We start from the raw sequence: 16,500 nt of genomic DNA, 5'->3' as shown, positions 1-16,500 counted from the left end.
ATCAGTTCTCCCCTTCGGCCACATTTCCTTTAAGTACATGAATGGCTTGACGGGCCGCTTCCTGCTCGGCTTCTTTCTTTGATCTACCAATCCCTGTCCCAAGTTCACGATCTTCCAATCGTACGACGGTTACAAACTTTTTCGCATGCGCTGGACCTTTTTCTTCAATAATTTCATATGACAGACTGCCTGTGTTCGTCTGCTGGACCATCTCCTGCAAACGGCTCTTATAATCCATCACATGCGAAAAAGCACCGTCTCCAATTTTAGGGAATACTACACTCTCAAGAAACCCGGTTACCGGTTCCATTCCTTGGTCTAAAAATAACGCTCCAATGTAAGCTTCAAAAACATCTGCCAATAAAGCCGGACGTAATCTTCCGCCCGTTTGCTCCTCGCCTTTGCCTAGCAAGATGTATTCACCAAAATGCAATTCATTCGAAAATTTAACGAGAGAAGGTTCACATACGATAGCAGCACGTAACTTAGTCAACTCACCTTCACTCATACCAGGTTCAGTTGCATAAAGATATCTGGATACACCAAGTTCCAATACAGCATCCCCTAAAAACTCCAACCGTTCATTATCGGTAAAGTTCTTTCTACGATGCTCATTGACATAAGATGAATGCGTAAATGCATGATATAAAAGGAGTTCATCTTTGAAGTGTATGTTTAAATGTTTTTGAAGCTCTTCAAACTTCTTTCTTACTTCAGTCGAAAGGATAGATGTGGAGTTTTTGTTTTTATTCGTTCGTTTATTAGTCATCAAGATTCTACCTTTCCATTTATAGTGACTTTAATTTTACATGGTTATGCTTTGACATGCAAAGATGCTTTCAATCCTTTTCTTCAAACAAGAAAGGATGAAAGCATCTTAATGGAATTTAAGTCAATTAAGCAATTGCATAAAAGACACAATTATCCCGGAATCAATTTACTTTTTCTTCGATAAATTTTACAGCATCACCGACAGTTCCGATTTTTTCGGCGTCGTCATCGGAAATTTCCATATCGAATTCATCTTCTAACTCCATTACGAGCTCAACGACATCCAAAGAATCGGCGCCAAGGTCATCACGGAAAGAAGCTTCAGGTTTCACTTCACTCACATCGACCCCAAGACGGTCGACAACCACTTTCGTTACACGATCAAGTACAGTCAAAATAGTCACCTCCTTTCAATAAGAAAAGCGTAGAGTGGCGGTTTGCTGCGACAGGCGCTGGAGGAAATAAGATAAAGGCGCTCTTTGCCTTTACTCTTATTTCCGAAGCGACCCGAGCAGCTGCCACACGAAGCCTAGACAGCAGAAAAGCGTAGTGTGGCGCTTAGACCCGACAAGCGCTGGAGGGCTTGAACGAAAGGCGCTCTTTGCCTTTTGCTTCAAGACCGAAGCGACTCGAGGGTCTGCCACACGAAGCCTAGACAGCAGAAAAGCGTAGTGTGGCGCTTAGACCCGACAAGCGCTGGAGGGCTTGAACGAAAGGCGCTCTTTGCCTTTTGCTTCAAGACTGAAGCGACTCGAGGGTCTGCCACACGAAGCCTAGACAGCAGAAAAGCGTAGAGTGGCGGTTTGCTGCGACAGGCGCTGGAGGAAATAAGATAAAGGCGCTCTTTGCCTTTACTCTTATTTCCGAAGCGACCCGAGCAGCTGCCATACGAAGCCTAGACAGCAGAAAAGCGTAGTAAAACCTTACATCACCATACCACCGTCAACATTAATCGTCTGTCCCGTAATATAGCTAGCATCTTCCGATAGCAAGAACGCTACAGCAGCAGCGACGTCTTCGGATTTTCCCAGTTTCCCCAATGGAATAGCTGTCAGCATCTGATTCTTCACTTCTTCAGGTAAAGCATCTGTCATATCTGTTGTGATAAACCCAGGCGCCACTGCATTGACAGTAATATTACGCGTTGCCAATTCCTTCGCAGTCGTTTTTGTCAAACCAATCACACCAGCTTTTGCTGCTACATAGTTTGCTTGACCCGGATTGCCGATGACACCGACAACAGATGCTAAATTAACGATTTTCCCAGCGCGCTGTTTCATCATTTGGCGAGTTACTGCTTTAGTACATAAGAATACGCCTTTTAGATTGATGTCGATAACATCATCCCATTCGTCTTCCTTCATGCGCATCAACAAATTGTCACGTGTGATTCCTGCATTGTTCACAAGAAAGTCAATCGAAGTAAATGTTTCCATCGTTGCGTCAATCATCGCTTTAACTTGCTCCGAATCAGAAACATTCGCTTGGAATGCGAAAGCTTCTCCTCCATCTTCAATGATCATAGCCACTACTTCATCAGCTTTGTCCTTGCTGCCACTATAATTCACTACGACTTTTGCGCCTTCTCTTCCTAACTTCAATGCAATTTCACGACCGATGCCTCGCGATGCTCCTGTAACAATCGCCGTCTTTCCTTCGAATCTCCCCATACTTACCACCCTTTCGCTGCTTCGATGACCGCATTCAACGTTTCTTCGTCGTAGACAGGCATCACCGTCACTGACCGATCAATCTTTTTCACTAATCCGCTCAACACTTTACCCGGGCCACACTCAATGAAATGAGTTACGCCTGATTCAATCAACGTGCGAACAGAATCTTCCCACAAGACCGGTGAATATAACTGCTCAACAAGCAATTGTTTGATAGTTTCCTTATCAGTTACAGCCTGTGCATTGACATTTGCAATGACAGGAATTAATGCATTATTCATTTGCAAATCATCCAAAGCGGATTTTAAATTAGTTGCTGCCGGCTTCATAAGTGAAGAATGGAAAGGACCACTTACATTTAGTGGTATTGCCCGTTTGGCGCCAACTTCTTTCAGTTCTTCACAAGCCCGATCTACGCCTTCTTTCGTCCCTGAAATGACGATTTGTCCCGGACAGTTCAAGTTGGCCGGCTGAACTGGATAACCAGCTGCTGTAATGGAGTTAGTGACTGTTTCCAATGCCACAGAATCCAACCCGAGAATTGCTGCCATTGCCCCTTCACCTGCAGGCACAGCTTCGTTCATGAACTGGCCGCGTTTGTGAACTGCAGATACGCCATCTTCGAATGATAACACACCTGAAGCGACGAGTGCAGTGTATTCTCCAAGACTATGTCCCGCTGTGTATGCTGGCGTTATGCCTGCTTCAGAAAGTCTGGAAGCAATCATAGCTCCAACAGTCAATAATGCAGGTTGAGCATTATATGTTACCGTAAGTTCTTCCTGAGGCCCATCTGACATTAAACTGCTTATACCAAATCCAAGAACTTCATCAGCTTTCACAAAGTACTGTTTTCCGTTCTGATGGTTTGACAATTCTACACCCATACCGACTGATTGAGAACCTTGTCCCGGGAATATAAAAGCGATTTTAGTCATTCCGCATCCACCTTTCCAACTGTTCGTGCGATTGTTCCGCACACGTCAAACTCCACCATTGTCCTAGCTTGTCTAACGGCATTGTAAACCGCATTTGCATTTGACGAGCCGTGCGCTTTAATAACAGGTGAGTTCAGCCCGAATAAACCTGCTCCACCGTATTCGGTATAGTCCATCTTCTTCTTCAAGCCTCTTAAATCCTCTTTGACCATTGCGGCCGATAACTTGGTCTTTAAGGAAGAACTATATACTTCCTTAAGCATCGAAAAGAAACCTGATGCAGTTCCTTCAATCGTTTTTAGCACCATGTTACCCGTAAATCCGTCTGTAACTATGACATCCGCCACGCCAGATAAAAGATCTCGAGACTCGACATTCCCGACAAAGTTAATCGGGGCTTGTGAAAGAAGAGAATATGCAGACTTCGTTAAGTCGTTACCCTTACCTTCTTCAGTGCCAATATTCAACAATCCTACTCGAGGCTTGTCAATACCTCTTACTTGTTGTGCATAAATACTTCCCATAATCGCATACTGTTGCAAATGGACAGGCTTGGCGTCTGCATTTGCGCCAACATCAAGAAACACGAAGCCTTGACCATTAATCGTCGGTAAAGTTGGTGACAATGCAGGACGGTAAATGCCATCAATACGTCCTACGATAAATAATCCAGCAGCCATAAGCGCCCCCGTATTGCCTGCAGATACACAAGCATCCGCCTCACCGTCTTTGACAGCTTGAGCCATCCTTACCATAGAAGCATCCTTTTTTCTCCGAATGGCTCGTACAGGTTCATCTTCAGACTCTATCTTTTCGGAGCAGTGAACTACCTTCAAGCGTTCATGCTGTTGCATAAATGGAGACATCTTCACTTCATCTCCATAAATATGTATATGTATATCTTCGAATTCAAGAAGACTTTTTATCGCTCCATTCATTATTTCACCGGGCGCATGATCTCCACCCATACCATCCAATGCGATGATCATTAATTTTTCCTCCCGCTCTGTTCAGTCGTCTGATACATCTGAAATTGACCTGTGAAAACGACGTCGCTTCCAACGGTGGACGTGACTTCGACAAAAGTGCGCCTCTCATTGGAGCGTTCTTTGTCCACGGTTGCACGTGCAATGACACGGTGCCCGGCTTTGACTGGCCTTAGAAAGTTAACTGTTGACGTGACGGTCAGTGCCAAATCATCATCAAGGACTGCGACGGCAAGTGAATTCGCCTGCGCGAAAAGATGATGTCCCCTTGCAATTCCATTCCGCTGGAACACATGGTCTTCAGTAACATCAAATATGGAAATCGCTCTTTTGTCCAACACTATATCAACAATCTCTCCGATCACTTCATCAGATTGCAGTGATTTAACTTCGGCTTCCATCGTTCGGGCAGCGACAGTCTTCAACCGCTCACGTAATTCAGGAATTCCACATTCCAAACGATCGAGACGGATAGTTTGGACACTTACTTTAAACTGCTTTGCCAACTCTTCGTCAGTCATAAAAGGATTTTGTTCGAGGCTAGTTACAAGGCGACTTTGCCTCACTCCTTTGGGAATTCTCAATCAATTCACCCTTCCGGATTAGCACTTGGTACTAATACCAGTATATTATCATAGTTCTTGATTGATTTCTACAAAACAATGAAGCGCCAACAGAGAAATTCATTTTATTATGTACAAAAAAGAGGTGCAAGAAAAATTATTAACCCTCTCGCTAGCCTCTTTTTATTTTAATCTATCCGTTCTTGAGAAAGGACGCCAGATTTTACAAGGTCATCTCGTAATTCCGCAAATTCAGAGCTATTCCAAAAAGCGTCAGATGCCAACAGTACTTCCGCATCTTTCCTTGCGGTATCGAGTGCTCTGAAGTCGTGGACGAGATCAGCCATTTTGAATTCCGGCATGCCACTTTGTTTCCTGCCGAAAAAATCGCCTGCTCCACGAAGTTCAAGATCCTTTTCTGCCAATATGAAACCATCATTCGTTTCAGTCATAGACTGCATACGTTCTTTACCTTCTTCGTTTTTCGGGTCAGCTAATAGCACACAATACGATTGTTCTGCCCCTCTACCAACCCTACCACGCAATTGATGCAGTTGAGCAAGCCCGAATCTTGTAGCATCATAGATTAACATAAATGTAGCATTAGGAACGTTCACACCAACTTCTACAACAGTCGTCGATACAAGACAGTCAATCTTTCCTTCACTAAAATCACGCATAATTGCATCTTTCTCTGAAGCAAGAAGTCTTCCATGCATTAGGCCGACAGTAAACCGTCCTGCGAAATGAGCACTTAGTTGCGCATGGACATCTACCGCATTTTGGACATCCAATTTGTCTGATTCCTCGATAAGCGGGCAAATGACGTAAGATTGCCTTCCAGCCTGCAATTCTTTTTCCATCTTTTTTAAAACTGGTAATAAGGAATCCTCCTTCAACCAATACGTCTCAATTTTCTTCCTGCCTGCAGGCATTTCATCTAAAATCGAGACATCCATTTCCCCAAAGACCGTTATTGCCAATGTCCTTGGAATAGGTGTCGCAGTCATGAATAAAACATCAGGATTTAACCCTTTTTCACGCAGTACACGACGTTGTTCAACTCCGAAACGATGTTGTTCATCCGTAATGACGAGCCCTAGTTTCGCGAACTCCACATCCGGCTGGATTAAAGCATGCGTGCCGATAAGTAAATCGATTTCTCCATTTGCCAACTGCTCCAAAATGATTTTTCTCGTTTTACTTTTTGTGGAACCAGATAGAAAAGCGATTTTCACCCCCAATGGTTCTAGCCATCCGGAAAAAGAATCTGCGTGCTGTTCGGCCAATATTTCTGTAGGCGCCATTAATGCCCCTTGAAACGATGCAGTAATGACAGCAAACAAAGCAATTGCGGCGACAACTGTTTTACCTGAACCTACATCACCTTGAAGCAACCGATTCATCCTTACAGGGCTCTTTATCCCCAAGCAGAGCTCATTGACAACTTTTTTTTGTGCATCTGTGAGTTCAAACGGCAACGAAGCGATGAACTCTTTTAAACGATCAAGGTCATAGTCAATCTGAGTACCATGCTCGTCTTCTTTTCTTTTATTCTTCAAATAAACCATTTTTAACTGGAATTTCAAAAGTTCTTCATACACGAAACGCCTTCTAGCTTGTTTAACATCTGTAGGCGATTTCGGGAAATGAACCATTTCAAGCGCTTCTCCAATAGCAGGAAGTTTATATTCTTCCCTCAAGGAGTTTGGCAAAGCATCTTCCATCTCATTTACACATGCATCTAGCGCTTGTCTCATATACTTGCGAAACGTCTTTTGATGCATGACATTTTTCAAACTATATACTGGCTCAAAATCAGCTTGATCCGTTTTTGGACCCAAACTGAAATTACTTACATTAATTACTTGCCTACCTCTGTCCCATTTGCCTGTTACTGTGACAACAGCACCCATCTCAATTCTATCCTTCAAATAGTGCTGATTGAAAAAAACGGCTTTGATTAAATGATTACCAGCGAGTAAACGAACTTGCATACGGGAGCGGTTTTTCCCTAAAAAAAGAACAGAAGGCTCGCTTTCGACCCTTCCTTCAATGGTGACACGTTCATTATGTGGTGTTTCGGCTAGATTTTTAAGTCTGAAATCTTCATGACGATATGGAAATGTGTCAATCAATTGTTCAATTGTACCTATTCCTAACTTTTGAAGTTGTTCAGCCGATGCTTTGCCGACACCTTTCAAATTCAGAACCGAATCATGAATTGACGGTGTCACGACCCGCTTTATCCTTCCCGAAAATCTCAGCTTCCAACGCTTTTCCTGTTGGAGTAGCTGCTAATCCGCCTTTAGCAGTTTCTCTAAGTGCAGAAGGCATAGACTGGCCAATTTTATGCATCGCTTCAATTACTTCATCAGTAGGAATTTTACTTACAACACCTGCTAGGGCCATATCCGCACCGACAAGTGCTTTCGCAGCTCCCATAGCATTCCTTTTCACACAAGGCACTTCAACAAGCCCTGCAACAGGATCACAGACAAGTCCAAGCATGTTCTTCATAACAATTGAAAAGGCTTCAGCACTTTGCTGTGGTGTTCCACCCGCCATTTCGACAATTGCCGCTGCAGCCATTGAGCCTGCAGAACCAGTTTCCGCCTGACATCCGCCAGCCGCGCCGGAAATGGATGCATTATTGGCAACGATAAATCCAAAAGCACCCGATGTAAATAAATAATTAACCATCTGTTCTCGAGTTGGATTCAACTTTTCTTTTACAGCGAAAAGTGTGCCTGGTACAATCCCCGCTGCACCTGCAGTAGGTGTTGCGCAAATCATGCCCATAGCAGCATTCACCTCATTCGTCGCTACAGCTTTACTAACAGCGTCCAATAAGAGTTCACCAGACAAGGATTTACCTGTCTTAATATAATTTTGCAGGAGAACAGCGTCTCCACCTGTTAATCCTGATGTAGATTGTACGCCTTTTAATCCTTCTTCAATTGCAGCTTCCATAACCGATAGATTATTGTCCATCTGCGCTACAATCTCTTCACGTGTACGTCTTGTTATCTGCATTTCTTGTTCAATCATAATCTCGGAAATCGGCTTATTTTCCTTTTCTGCTAATGCCACCAGTTCTTTAACAGTACCAAATAGGACTTCCATGTATTTGTTCCTCCTTTGTATGCTTACGTATTTTTGGGATTAATTTGCCAATGTCGAAACTTGTGTTACATTTGGCAATGATTTCAATTGATCAAGTAAACTCTCGTCAAACATTTGATCAACTTCAATGACCATAAGTGCCATCTTCCCTTTTTCTTTACGACCGACTTCCATATGAGCAATGTTCATATCGTGAGCGGCAATTATATTAGACACACCTGCAATGACTCCCGCACGATCATCATGGACAATTAAAAGTGCAGGGAAATGTCCAGAGAGCCTAAGTGGGAATCCATTCAATTCCACGACTTCCATCGTTCCTCCGCCAATCGAAATGCCGACAAGTTCCATTTCACCCATACTGTCACCGATAATGACTCTCGCTGTGTTAGGATGCACCGCTTCTTCTTCTTCAGGAATGAATTCAAATGTCATTCCGAGTGCAGTTGCATCTGCAAAGGATGTTTTAATGCGTTCATCAAATGTATCGTAATTGAGAAGACCACCGATAATTGCCACATCTGTACCATGGCCTTTATACGTTTCGGCGAAAGAACCGTATAGATGGATTTTTGCGTATTCAGGTTGTCTACCAAACAAATCTCTTGCTACAAGGCCAATTCGAGCTGCACCTGCTGTATGTGATGATGATGGACCTACCATAACAGGACCGATAATTTCAAAAACTGATCTGTATTTCAATTTGAATACCCCCTTTAAATAAGAAGCGAAGCGCTTACAACTATTTTACATGAATTGCACGATAAAAACAAAACAGCGAAAACAAAGAAAACGGCACACTCAAAAATCGAGCATACCGTTCACTTCCGTCCTATTACTCAACCGAGAGAATATATGGATAAAGCGGTTGTTTTCCATTATACAATTCCACTTCGATATGATCGTAAGTTGATTCTAAGAACTCGGCAATTTCTGAAGCATCTTCTTCAGAAACTCCTTCACCATAAATAAGCGTGACAATTTCATCATCTTCATCAATTAAAGACTCAAGCAATGATTTCATCACTGTATCCAAAGATGGATTCGAGATTACAATTTTACTACCTGCTAGGCCCATAAAATCATCTTTTTTTATCGTAATACCATCAATGGATGTATCTCGGATGGAGTGCGTAACTTGTCCAGTTTTTACACCAGATGCAGCATTCGACATCGCCTTTTCGTTCTCTACTACTCCAGCTTCAGGATTAAAAGCAAGTATAGCTGCCAACCCTTCAGGTACGGATTTCGTTTCAACAACAGCCGCTTCAATTCCACTAACTTCTGCTGCCTGTTTTGCAGCCATTATGATGTTTTTATTATTAGGTAAAATAATTGCGCGTTCTGCGCCTACGTCTTTGAGAGCCTGCACAATATCTTCAGTGGAAGGGTTCATCGTTTGGCCGCCTTCTATGACTGTTGAAGCTCCAATGCTTTTCAATAGATCCGCTACACCAGCACCCATGGCAACTGTTACGATAGCATAAGGATGGGATGCTTCAACCTTATTTGTCGTATGATTTTCACCAACGATATCAATATGCTGTTGACGCATGTTTTCAATTTTTATATTGATAAGCGACCCATATTTTTGCGCATAGTTCAACGCATCTCCAGGCTCTTCAGTGTGTATATGTACTTTCGCTATTTCTTCATCAGAAATGACGAGTAACGAGTCACCGAATTTACTCAGATCTAACCGGAATTCTGTTTCTTCGAACGGATGAGTTTTAGCCTTTTCATCCTCAAATTTCACCATAAATTCGGTGCAATAGCCAAAGACAATGTCTTCAGTATTCATGAAACCTTGAACTCCACGATGATGTTCGGCATTTACCATTTCATCCATTGAATCAGTGGCAACTCTCTCTGGAAGTTCTTCACCTTTCAGACACGCAAGGAAACCTTCGTAAACATATACCAGTCCTTGTCCGCCACTATCAACGACTCCTACTTCCTTTAACACCGGAAGCAGATCAGGCGTGCGTTTGAGAGAAGCTTTCGATTCTTCTACAATCGCTTCCATCACTTCGATGATTTCATCTGTTGTCTTAGAAACTTCGACACCTTTGTTAGCCGCATCTTTTGCCACAGTCAAAATAGTACCTTCTACAGGCTTCATGACTGCTTTATACGCAGTTTGCACACCGTATTCAAGTGCCTCAGCAAATTTACTGCTCGTCAATGTCGCATCTTCTTCAACTGCTTTTCCGAAGCCGCGGAATAGTTGGGAAAGTATGACGCCTGAATTACCGCGAGCTCCCATTAATAAGCCTTTCGATAATGCCTGCGCAGTCTTTCCCAGATGTGCCGTCACATGAGATGCTGTCTCTTTAGCACCCGACGTCATGGATAGATTCATATTCGTTCCTGTATCACCATCGGGTACTGGAAACACGTTTAATGAATCGACATAATCCGCATTAAGATGAAGATGGTGTGCTCCCATCTTCACCATATCAGCAAATTTAACTCCATCAATAAAATTCATTGAAATGTTTTCCTCCTTCTATCAGTTCGTCACCCGAACTCCTTGAACAAATATATTCACAGAATCCACCGTTAACGATAATGTCTTTTTTAATGTGTACATGACTTTGGACTGCACTTGGTTGGCAACCTCAGAAATTTTAGTTCCATAACCGACAATGACGTACATATCGATATGTGTCTCTTCACCAATATTTCTTACGATAACACCTTTGGCATAATTATCTTTTCCAAGAATATCCGTAAGACCGTCCCGGATTTGATGACGCGAAGCCATGCCAACAATTCCGTAGCATTCGATAGTCGCCTCTCCAACCACTTGAGCTATTACATCGTTTGTAATATCAATAGTGCCATAATCATTTTTCAATTCAATGGACATGAAAGCTTCCCCTCCTGCATCCTTAATCGATATTTCCATTGTACTATACACTCTAACTTTAGAAAAGGAGAAGTATCTGTTTAGAAATTATGAACTGTAAAGGTCTACTCCTTGAAAGAGGTATTAAAAAAGGTTGCAAGCCTTTATTTCCTGTGATAAAGTATTATGGTATGCGAATTAGATAGTGAATCGCTTAATCATTATTAGCGAGGAGGACATAAACATGGCTAAAGAATGTGTAATTACTGGTCGTAAAGCAAGTGCGGGTAACAATCGTTCCCACGCAATGAATGCTAACAGACGTACTTGGGGAGCTAACCTTCAAAAAGTCCGTATTCTTGTGAACGGTAAACCTAAACGTGTTTGGGTATCTGCTAGAGCACTCAAATCAGGTAAAGTCCAAAGAGTGTAAGCTCTTTTTGACAAAAGAAATAAAACGCCAGGCCGAGTAATCAGCCTGACGTTTTTTCTTTTTTCTTTTTTCGGTTCCGTTGATTAGCTGTTGCAGTCACTTGACTCTTCGGTTTATCGTCTTTTTGGAAAACTACCATGCACTTTCGTACAAAGCTACTGAGAAACTTCGGCATCGTAAAAGTATAAACTCGCAATTCCCCGCTCCTTTCAGGAATCTGAACTCCTTACCATTAAGCATATGCCTTGCCGGAATGAGATAGTACAAACTTCTGCAACGAGTTCATTGCTCGTGAATTTCGTCATACCCATTCCAATTTCAGCATTCACTGTCTCGTATTTGAAGCCGGTCAATGTAAACTTAGAGACGGCGCCTCCAAAAGCGAAGAATGATACATAAGGCAGTTCATCCAATTTACTAATTCTATGAACGCCTGAGCGTAAAAATGCAAGTTCATTAGAAACGTTCCTGATTGTAAAGTTAATCCCTTGATTTTCAGTTTGAAGACTATAAAGAAGATGTAACACAGATTGGAAGTGATCCAATCTGCCGCCAGTGACACCGGTCAAAATAATATTTTCGGGTTTAAAGTCAATTGCTCGGGTAACCGCCAATTCCGTATCTGTCTCGTCTTTGTTCGAGTCAAATTCAATTACTTCCTGGACGGATCGTTTAACTTGTTGGAGTTCTTCATCAGAAATCGAATCGAAATCCCCAACAGCAATTGCCGGTGTGATGCCAACATCTAAGAGATGCAAAGTTCCGCGATCAACGCCTATAAAAATACTTTCTTCGGAACAATACAGATGTAAATCCAGCAATTCTTCTTTTGGACCGCCAGCACAAATGACAACCCTTTTCATCAGCTTAGCGCTCTTTCACCGGCAGCCTTAATGCGTTGTAAAGCTTCCGCGCGGTTTTCCTCATTATAAATTGCAGATCCAGCGACGAAAATTGTAGCACCTGCCTGTACACAGGGAACGATTGTCTCTTCATTTATACCGCCATCAATTTCAATTTCAATAGATAAACCTTGCTCTTTAATAATGTCTGATAGCTGTTTAACTTTTGGAATGACTGAATGGATGAATTTCTGCCCACCGAAACCAGGGTTTACAGTCATGAAAAGCACCATATCAATGTCTTCAAGTACGTGTTTAATCTGTTCAATCGGTGTATGGGGATTGAGGACAACCCCCGGCTTAACTCCAAATGAACGAATTAACTGGATTGTTCTATGCAAATGCTTGCAAGCTTCTACGTGAACAGTAATATAATCTGCCCCAGCTTTCGCAAATTGCTCAACGTATGCATCTGGATTCTCAATCATTAAATGCACATCGAGTGGTAATTTTGTAACTGGACGCAATGCTTCAACAACGATTGGACCCATCGTAATATTCGGAACGAAATGTCCGTCCATCACATCGATATGAATTAGTTCAGCTCCTGCTTTCTCTACTTCTACTACTTCTTCTGCTAATCTTGAGAAATTAGCGGCTAATATGGACGGTGCAATTTTAATCATTTTATCAATACCTCGGCTTTCGATCAGTAATTTCCTGCAAAAACTGGACGTAATTTTTGTATCGTGAAGCAAGTATTTCTCCACTGTCCACTTTCGCCTTCACGGCACACCCCGGTTCTTTTGTGTGTAAACATCCTCGGAACTTACAATCAGGTGCAATGCGGTTCATATCAATAAAGTAATCACGCAGTTCTTCCTTTTCGATATGAGTGAACTCAAGCGAACTAAAGCCTGGAGTATCAGCGACTAGCCCTCCTGCAACTTCCATCAATTCTACATGTCTCGTCGTATGCTTTCCTCTCCCGAGAGCATCAGAAATTTCTCCAGTCTTTAAAGCAAGATCAGGTATAAGCGTATTTAATAATGTTGACTTTCCTACACCTGATTGTCCTGCAAGCACTGTCGTTTTCCCTTTGAGGAAAGGCTCCAAAACCGAATACAACTGCGGATCTTCGATGTATGTCTCAATGACATCATAGCCTATCCCTCGATAATAATTCAATGCTGCTTCTGAATCTTCAATAGCATTGTCACTAGCGATATCTTTTTTCGTAACACAAATTACTGGTTCGATACGATATGATTCTATAACAGTTAGAAATCTGTCCAATAAATGGGGACTGAAATCTGGCTCCACTAAGGAGAAAACGAGAAAAGCCTGGTCAATATTCGAAATCGGAGGACGAACAAGCTCATTTTTACGTTCATCTATTTCAGTGATCGTCGCATCATTGTCACCTTCACGTACATAACTGACAAAATCTCCTACAAGAGGAGAAATTCCACGGTTCCTAAAAACACCGCGACCTCTGCACTGAATCAGTTCTCCCTCTTGTTCCACATAATAAAAACCGCTAATCGCTTTTCTAATTTGTCCTTTTGTCATCCAATCCCTCTTTCCTATTCAAAATCATCGTAATCGAATGTTTCCTCTTTAAAGATAATGGAATTTATGAAAATCTTATAGCCTCCCCTTTGCCCTTCAGCGAGTTCAATGGTGATCTGCTTTTGGACATCTTCCGTTATCGGAAATTCTTCGACAGGCTCTATCATGGAATATTCATTGTCTTGAATGAAAATCTGTACAGTTTGCGGCTCGGGTTCACTGTTTTCTTCATCTTCATTTTCTGTTATTGCATTTTCGAAAGGAATGGCGATACTGAAGACGCGTTTTCTGATCGGTTTTTCTTTAGGTCCTTTCGATAATCCTACCTCTACTTTTGCACCTTTTTCAATTTCTGATTCTGCGGTTGGTTTCTGCCAAATAACAAGGCCCTTTTCAATCGTGTCATGGTATTCGGGTACAACCTTAATATCAAAGCCGGATGTCTTTGCATACTCTTTCAACTGCTTATCATCATACCCAACCAAGTTGCCAAGCTTCACAACTTCCTTGCCAAGGCTGACTTTGAAGACAATTTCAGTATCCTCAGGGACAACTTCCTCCCCTTCTCCAGGTGTTTGACCGATAATCTGCCCTTTCGGCCGATCGTCATAAACCGGCTCGGATTTTACATCTTTGAAGTTAAATCTTTCTAAGAAACTAACTATTTTATCGTAATCTTGACCGATATAATTTGTCAAAACTACTGTTTCTTTTCCTTTACTAATATAAAGCTTCACGACTGATCCTATTTCTCGCGTTTTTTCTGCTTCTGGAATCGTTTGGAATACGCGACCAGCAAGGTATTCATCATTAAACTCCTCAACCTTTTCGTCTACAATAAAGCCCGCTTCTTCTAGAGCCGCAATGGCTTCCATTTCTTCCTTGTCAACAACATTTGGAATAGTTGCCTTCTTTGGTCCCATCATGCCCGGTAGGAACATAATAAGGAAGACGAGTACAGCCAAAGCCGCAATTATACTGACGACAATCGGCCACTTTTTCCGTTTCTTCTTCACCGTTGTTGTCGGCTGGACTGAAACTGGCTCTATGATTCGAGTATTTTCCGTTTCGTCCAGTACAGGGTTTTCTTTAATAACAGGAATCGCTTTTGTTTTATCATCATCGAACGGTACGACAAATTTCTCTTCATTACGTCTTTCACTGCTTAATACTGTAAGAAGATCCTCATACATTTCATCTGCAGATTGATAACGATATGACGCGTCCTTAGCAGTCGCTTTCAAAATAACATTTTCTACACTTTGTGGAATTTCAGGATGAATAAGTCGCACGGATGGTGTTTCTTCCTGTAAATGCTTTAAAGCAATCGCAACCGCTGTTTCAGCGGAAAACGGCAATTGGCCTGTTAGTAATTCGTAAAATACTATACCTAGTGAATATATATCCGATTTTTTTGTTGCCATTCCACCTCTAGCCTGTTCTGGCGATAAATAATGCACAGTGCCAATGACTGAATTCGTTTTAGTATGTGATGTTGCACTAAGTGCCATCGCAATACCAAAGTCAGTGATTTTTACTTCATTATCATCATCCATCAAAATATTTTGAGGTTTAATATCACGATGAATAATGCCGTTGTGATGTGCATTGGCGATTGCTGACACCAATTGCTTCATAATGGCTACTGCTTGAAAGGGAGATAGAGGACCATCTGTTTGGATATATCTTTTGAGGGTTTGCCCCTTGATATATTCCATAACAAGATAATGCATCTCACCATCTTCACCGACATCGAAAATATTAACAATATGAGGGTGGGTCAAACTTGTCGCTGATAGCGCTTCCCGCTGGAAACGTTTCTTTATTTCTTGTTCATTAACAAAGTCATAATTGAGTACTTTAATGGCTACGTCTCTGTCCAGTATAATGTCGTGCGCAAGATATACTTTTGACATACCACCTTCCCCAATACCTTTGAGTACTTCATAGCGACCGCCTATCCTTTTACCGATCATGGTTTGACCACCTCCGAAGCAGAGGGACCTGCCAATATGACAGATATGTTATCTTCTCCACCGAGTTCATTAGCCAAACCAATCAGTTCAACGACTTTTTCGTGTAAACTATCTCCGTTGGTGACAATGTCTTTAATTTTACCTGTCGAAACTTTATTACTGAGTCCATCAGTGCAAATGAGTACATAAGATTGTTCATCTAAAGTGATTTTATAAAAATCGGGATCTATCGATTTTTCAGAACCTAATGCTCTCATGATCCAATTTCTTTGCGGATGTACTTCAGCTTCTTCTTCAGTAATTTCTCCTGATTCTAGTAGAACGTTTACGAAAGAATGGTCTCTCGTAACTTGTTTTACCTCTGCTTCATTAATTGTATAGACGCGGCTGTCTCCTACATGTGTAATAATTCCTTTGTCAGCAAACAGAAGGACAGCATCTAAAGTCGTGCCCATTCCTTTTAACTCAGGTTCACTTAACGCTTTGTTATATATATGGCTATTGACGGAGTTGACCGTATCTTTCATCCACTCTATCCAGTCTTCTTCTTTAAATTCTTTGAAATTTTTTAATGTAGTATATTTCTCGCCTATTAACTGAACTGCAGTGGAACTGGCGTAGTCTCCTCCACGATGACCGCCCATGCCATCAGCAACTATCGCCAATGTCGGACCTTCTTGAAGTGTGAAAACAGCTGCGCTATCCTCATTAACTGGGCGCTTCCTGCCAATATCCGTTAAAACTTCAAATCGCATTGCTCGTACCCCCC

18 protein-coding genes are annotated in these 16,500 nt (G+C 42.0%); 1 reads left to right on the top strand and 17 read right to left on the bottom strand.

The annotated features are described in order from the left end of the window. Position 1: 1 nt before the first annotated feature. The 11 genes from rnc to H9649_RS02760 form a co-directional block, all read right to left on the bottom strand. Positions 2-769, bottom strand: coding sequence for a ribonuclease III (gene rnc / locus H9649_RS02810; RefSeq protein WP_191693148.1), 768 nt, complete (start codon positions 767-769; stop codon positions 2-4). A 163-nt stretch (positions 770-932) separates the two neighbouring features. Continuing rightward, positions 933-1,169 (bottom strand): acyl carrier protein, encoded by a 237-nt coding sequence (locus H9649_RS02805; protein ID WP_191693358.1) that lies wholly within the window; start codon positions 1,167-1,169, stop codon positions 933-935. Positions 1,170-1,694: 525 nt separating this feature from the next. Further along, complete coding sequence (gene fabG, locus H9649_RS02800; protein WP_191693146.1) at positions 1,695-2,441, bottom strand: 3-oxoacyl-[acyl-carrier-protein] reductase; 747 nt, start codon at positions 2,439-2,441, stop codon at positions 1,695-1,697. A gap of 2 nt (positions 2,442-2,443) precedes the next feature. Continuing rightward, complete coding sequence (fabD, locus tag H9649_RS02795) at positions 2,444-3,382, bottom strand: ACP S-malonyltransferase (protein WP_191693144.1); 939 nt, start codon at positions 3,380-3,382, stop codon at positions 2,444-2,446. Next, positions 3,379-4,371 (bottom strand): phosphate acyltransferase PlsX, encoded by a 993-nt coding sequence (plsX, locus tag H9649_RS02790; protein ID WP_191693143.1) that lies wholly within the window; start codon positions 4,369-4,371, stop codon positions 3,379-3,381. The genes fabD and plsX overlap by 4 nt, the downstream gene beginning before the upstream one ends. Beyond that, positions 4,371-4,952 (bottom strand): transcription factor FapR, encoded by a 582-nt coding sequence (gene fapR, locus H9649_RS02785; protein WP_191693141.1) that lies wholly within the window; start codon positions 4,950-4,952, stop codon positions 4,371-4,373. The genes plsX and fapR overlap by 1 nt, the downstream gene beginning before the upstream one ends. 167 nt (positions 4,953-5,119) lie before the next feature. Next, positions 5,120-7,168: an ATP-dependent DNA helicase RecG gene (gene recG, locus H9649_RS02780; protein WP_191693139.1), complete on the bottom strand. Its 2,049-nt coding sequence runs from the start codon at positions 7,166-7,168 to the stop codon at positions 5,120-5,122. Next, entirely contained in the window at positions 7,149-8,057 is a 909-nt protein-coding gene (sdaAA, locus tag H9649_RS02775; RefSeq protein ID WP_191693137.1) for an L-serine ammonia-lyase, iron-sulfur-dependent, subunit alpha, read from the bottom strand. Before sdaAA ends, recG begins: the two co-directional genes overlap by 20 nt. A 39-nt stretch (positions 8,058-8,096) precedes the next feature. Continuing rightward, on the bottom strand, positions 8,097-8,759 hold the full coding sequence (gene sdaAB / locus H9649_RS02770) for an L-serine ammonia-lyase, iron-sulfur-dependent subunit beta (protein WP_191693135.1): 663 nt from the start codon (positions 8,757-8,759) through the stop codon (positions 8,097-8,099). 133 nt (positions 8,760-8,892) lie between these two features. Beyond that, positions 8,893-10,548: a DAK2 domain-containing protein gene (locus tag H9649_RS02765; protein ID WP_191693133.1), complete on the bottom strand. Its 1,656-nt coding sequence runs from the start codon at positions 10,546-10,548 to the stop codon at positions 8,893-8,895. A gap of 21 nt (positions 10,549-10,569) precedes the next feature. Beyond that, on the bottom strand, positions 10,570-10,929 hold the full coding sequence (locus H9649_RS02760; RefSeq protein ID WP_191693132.1) for an Asp23/Gls24 family envelope stress response protein: 360 nt from the start codon (positions 10,927-10,929) through the stop codon (positions 10,570-10,572). 223 nt (positions 10,930-11,152) lie between these two features. Here H9649_RS02760 and rpmB point away from each other — a divergent pair, with 223 nt between their 5' ends. Further along, positions 11,153-11,341, top strand: coding sequence for a 50S ribosomal protein L28 (rpmB, locus tag H9649_RS02755; protein WP_191693130.1), 189 nt, complete (start codon positions 11,153-11,155; stop codon positions 11,339-11,341). Positions 11,342-11,381: 40 nt separating this feature from the next. Here the strand turns inward: rpmB and spoVM are convergent, their stop codons facing one another. The 6 genes from spoVM to H9649_RS02725 are packed head-to-tail and all read right to left on the bottom strand — an operon-like array spanning position 11,382 to position 16,486. Continuing rightward, positions 11,382-11,537, bottom strand: coding sequence for a stage V sporulation protein SpoVM (spoVM, locus tag H9649_RS02750; protein WP_191693128.1), 156 nt, complete (start codon positions 11,535-11,537; stop codon positions 11,382-11,384). Positions 11,538-11,550: 13 nt separating this feature from the next. Then, positions 11,551-12,204 carry a thiamine diphosphokinase gene (locus tag H9649_RS02745; protein ID WP_191693126.1) on the bottom strand — a complete coding sequence of 218 codons (654 nt, stop codon included), beginning with the start codon at positions 12,202-12,204 and terminating at the stop codon, positions 11,551-11,553. Continuing rightward, a complete protein-coding gene (gene rpe, locus H9649_RS02740; protein WP_191693125.1) occupies positions 12,204-12,869 on the bottom strand; it encodes a ribulose-phosphate 3-epimerase in 666 nt (221 codons plus the stop codon). Before rpe ends, H9649_RS02745 begins: the two co-directional genes overlap by 1 nt. A gap of 4 nt (positions 12,870-12,873) precedes the next feature. Then, complete coding sequence (gene rsgA, locus H9649_RS02735; protein WP_191693124.1) at positions 12,874-13,755, bottom strand: ribosome small subunit-dependent GTPase A; 882 nt, start codon at positions 13,753-13,755, stop codon at positions 12,874-12,876. 14 nt (positions 13,756-13,769) lie between these two features. After that, complete coding sequence (gene pknB, locus H9649_RS02730; RefSeq protein ID WP_191693123.1) at positions 13,770-15,731, bottom strand: Stk1 family PASTA domain-containing Ser/Thr kinase; 1,962 nt, start codon at positions 15,729-15,731, stop codon at positions 13,770-13,772. Continuing rightward, a complete protein-coding gene (locus H9649_RS02725; protein ID WP_191693122.1) occupies positions 15,728-16,486 on the bottom strand; it encodes a Stp1/IreP family PP2C-type Ser/Thr phosphatase in 759 nt (252 codons plus the stop codon). Before H9649_RS02725 ends, pknB begins: the two co-directional genes overlap by 4 nt. Positions 16,487-16,500 lie beyond the last annotated feature (14 nt).

The organism is Sporosarcina quadrami, from assembly GCF_014836615.1.
Lineage (GTDB): Bacteria > Bacillota > Bacilli > Bacillales_A > Planococcaceae > Sporosarcina > Sporosarcina quadrami.
The sequence above is the reverse complement of the archived record's forward strand: the minus strand, read 5'-3'. Positions and strand labels throughout refer to the sequence as shown.

Coding starts and splice junctions, on each gene's coding strand:
- rnc (WP_191693148.1), bottom strand. CDS start 769: ATGACTAATAAACGAACGAATAAAAACAAAAACTCCACATCTATCCTT.
- fabG (WP_191693146.1), bottom strand. CDS start 2,441: ATGGGGAGATTCGAAGGAAAGACGGCGATTGTTACAGGAGCATCGCGA.
- fabD (WP_191693144.1), bottom strand. CDS start 3,382: ATGACTAAAATCGCTTTTATATTCCCGGGACAAGGTTCTCAATCAGTC.
- plsX (WP_191693143.1), bottom strand. CDS start 4,371: ATGATCATCGCATTGGATGGTATGGGTGGAGATCATGCGCCCGGTGAA.
- sdaAA (WP_191693137.1), bottom strand. CDS start 8,057: ATGGAAGTCCTATTTGGTACTGTTAAAGAACTGGTGGCATTAGCAGAA.
- H9649_RS02765 (WP_191693133.1), bottom strand. CDS start 10,548: ATGAATTTTATTGATGGAGTTAAATTTGCTGATATGGTGAAGATGGGA.
- H9649_RS02760 (WP_191693132.1), bottom strand. CDS start 10,929: ATGTCCATTGAATTGAAAAATGATTATGGCACTATTGATATTACAAAC.
- rpmB (WP_191693130.1), top strand. CDS start 11,153: ATGGCTAAAGAATGTGTAATTACTGGTCGTAAAGCAAGTGCGGGTAAC.
- H9649_RS02745 (WP_191693126.1), bottom strand. CDS start 12,204: ATGAAAAGGGTTGTCATTTGTGCTGGCGGTCCAAAAGAAGAATTGCTG.
- rpe (WP_191693125.1), bottom strand. CDS start 12,869: ATGATTAAAATTGCACCGTCCATATTAGCCGCTAATTTCTCAAGATTA.
- rsgA (WP_191693124.1), bottom strand. CDS start 13,755: ATGACAAAAGGACAAATTAGAAAAGCGATTAGCGGTTTTTATTATGTG.
- pknB (WP_191693123.1), bottom strand. CDS start 15,731: ATGATCGGTAAAAGGATAGGCGGTCGCTATGAAGTACTCAAAGGTATT.
- H9649_RS02725 (WP_191693122.1), bottom strand. CDS start 16,486: ATGCGATTTGAAGTTTTAACGGATATTGGCAGGAAGCGCCCAGTTAAT.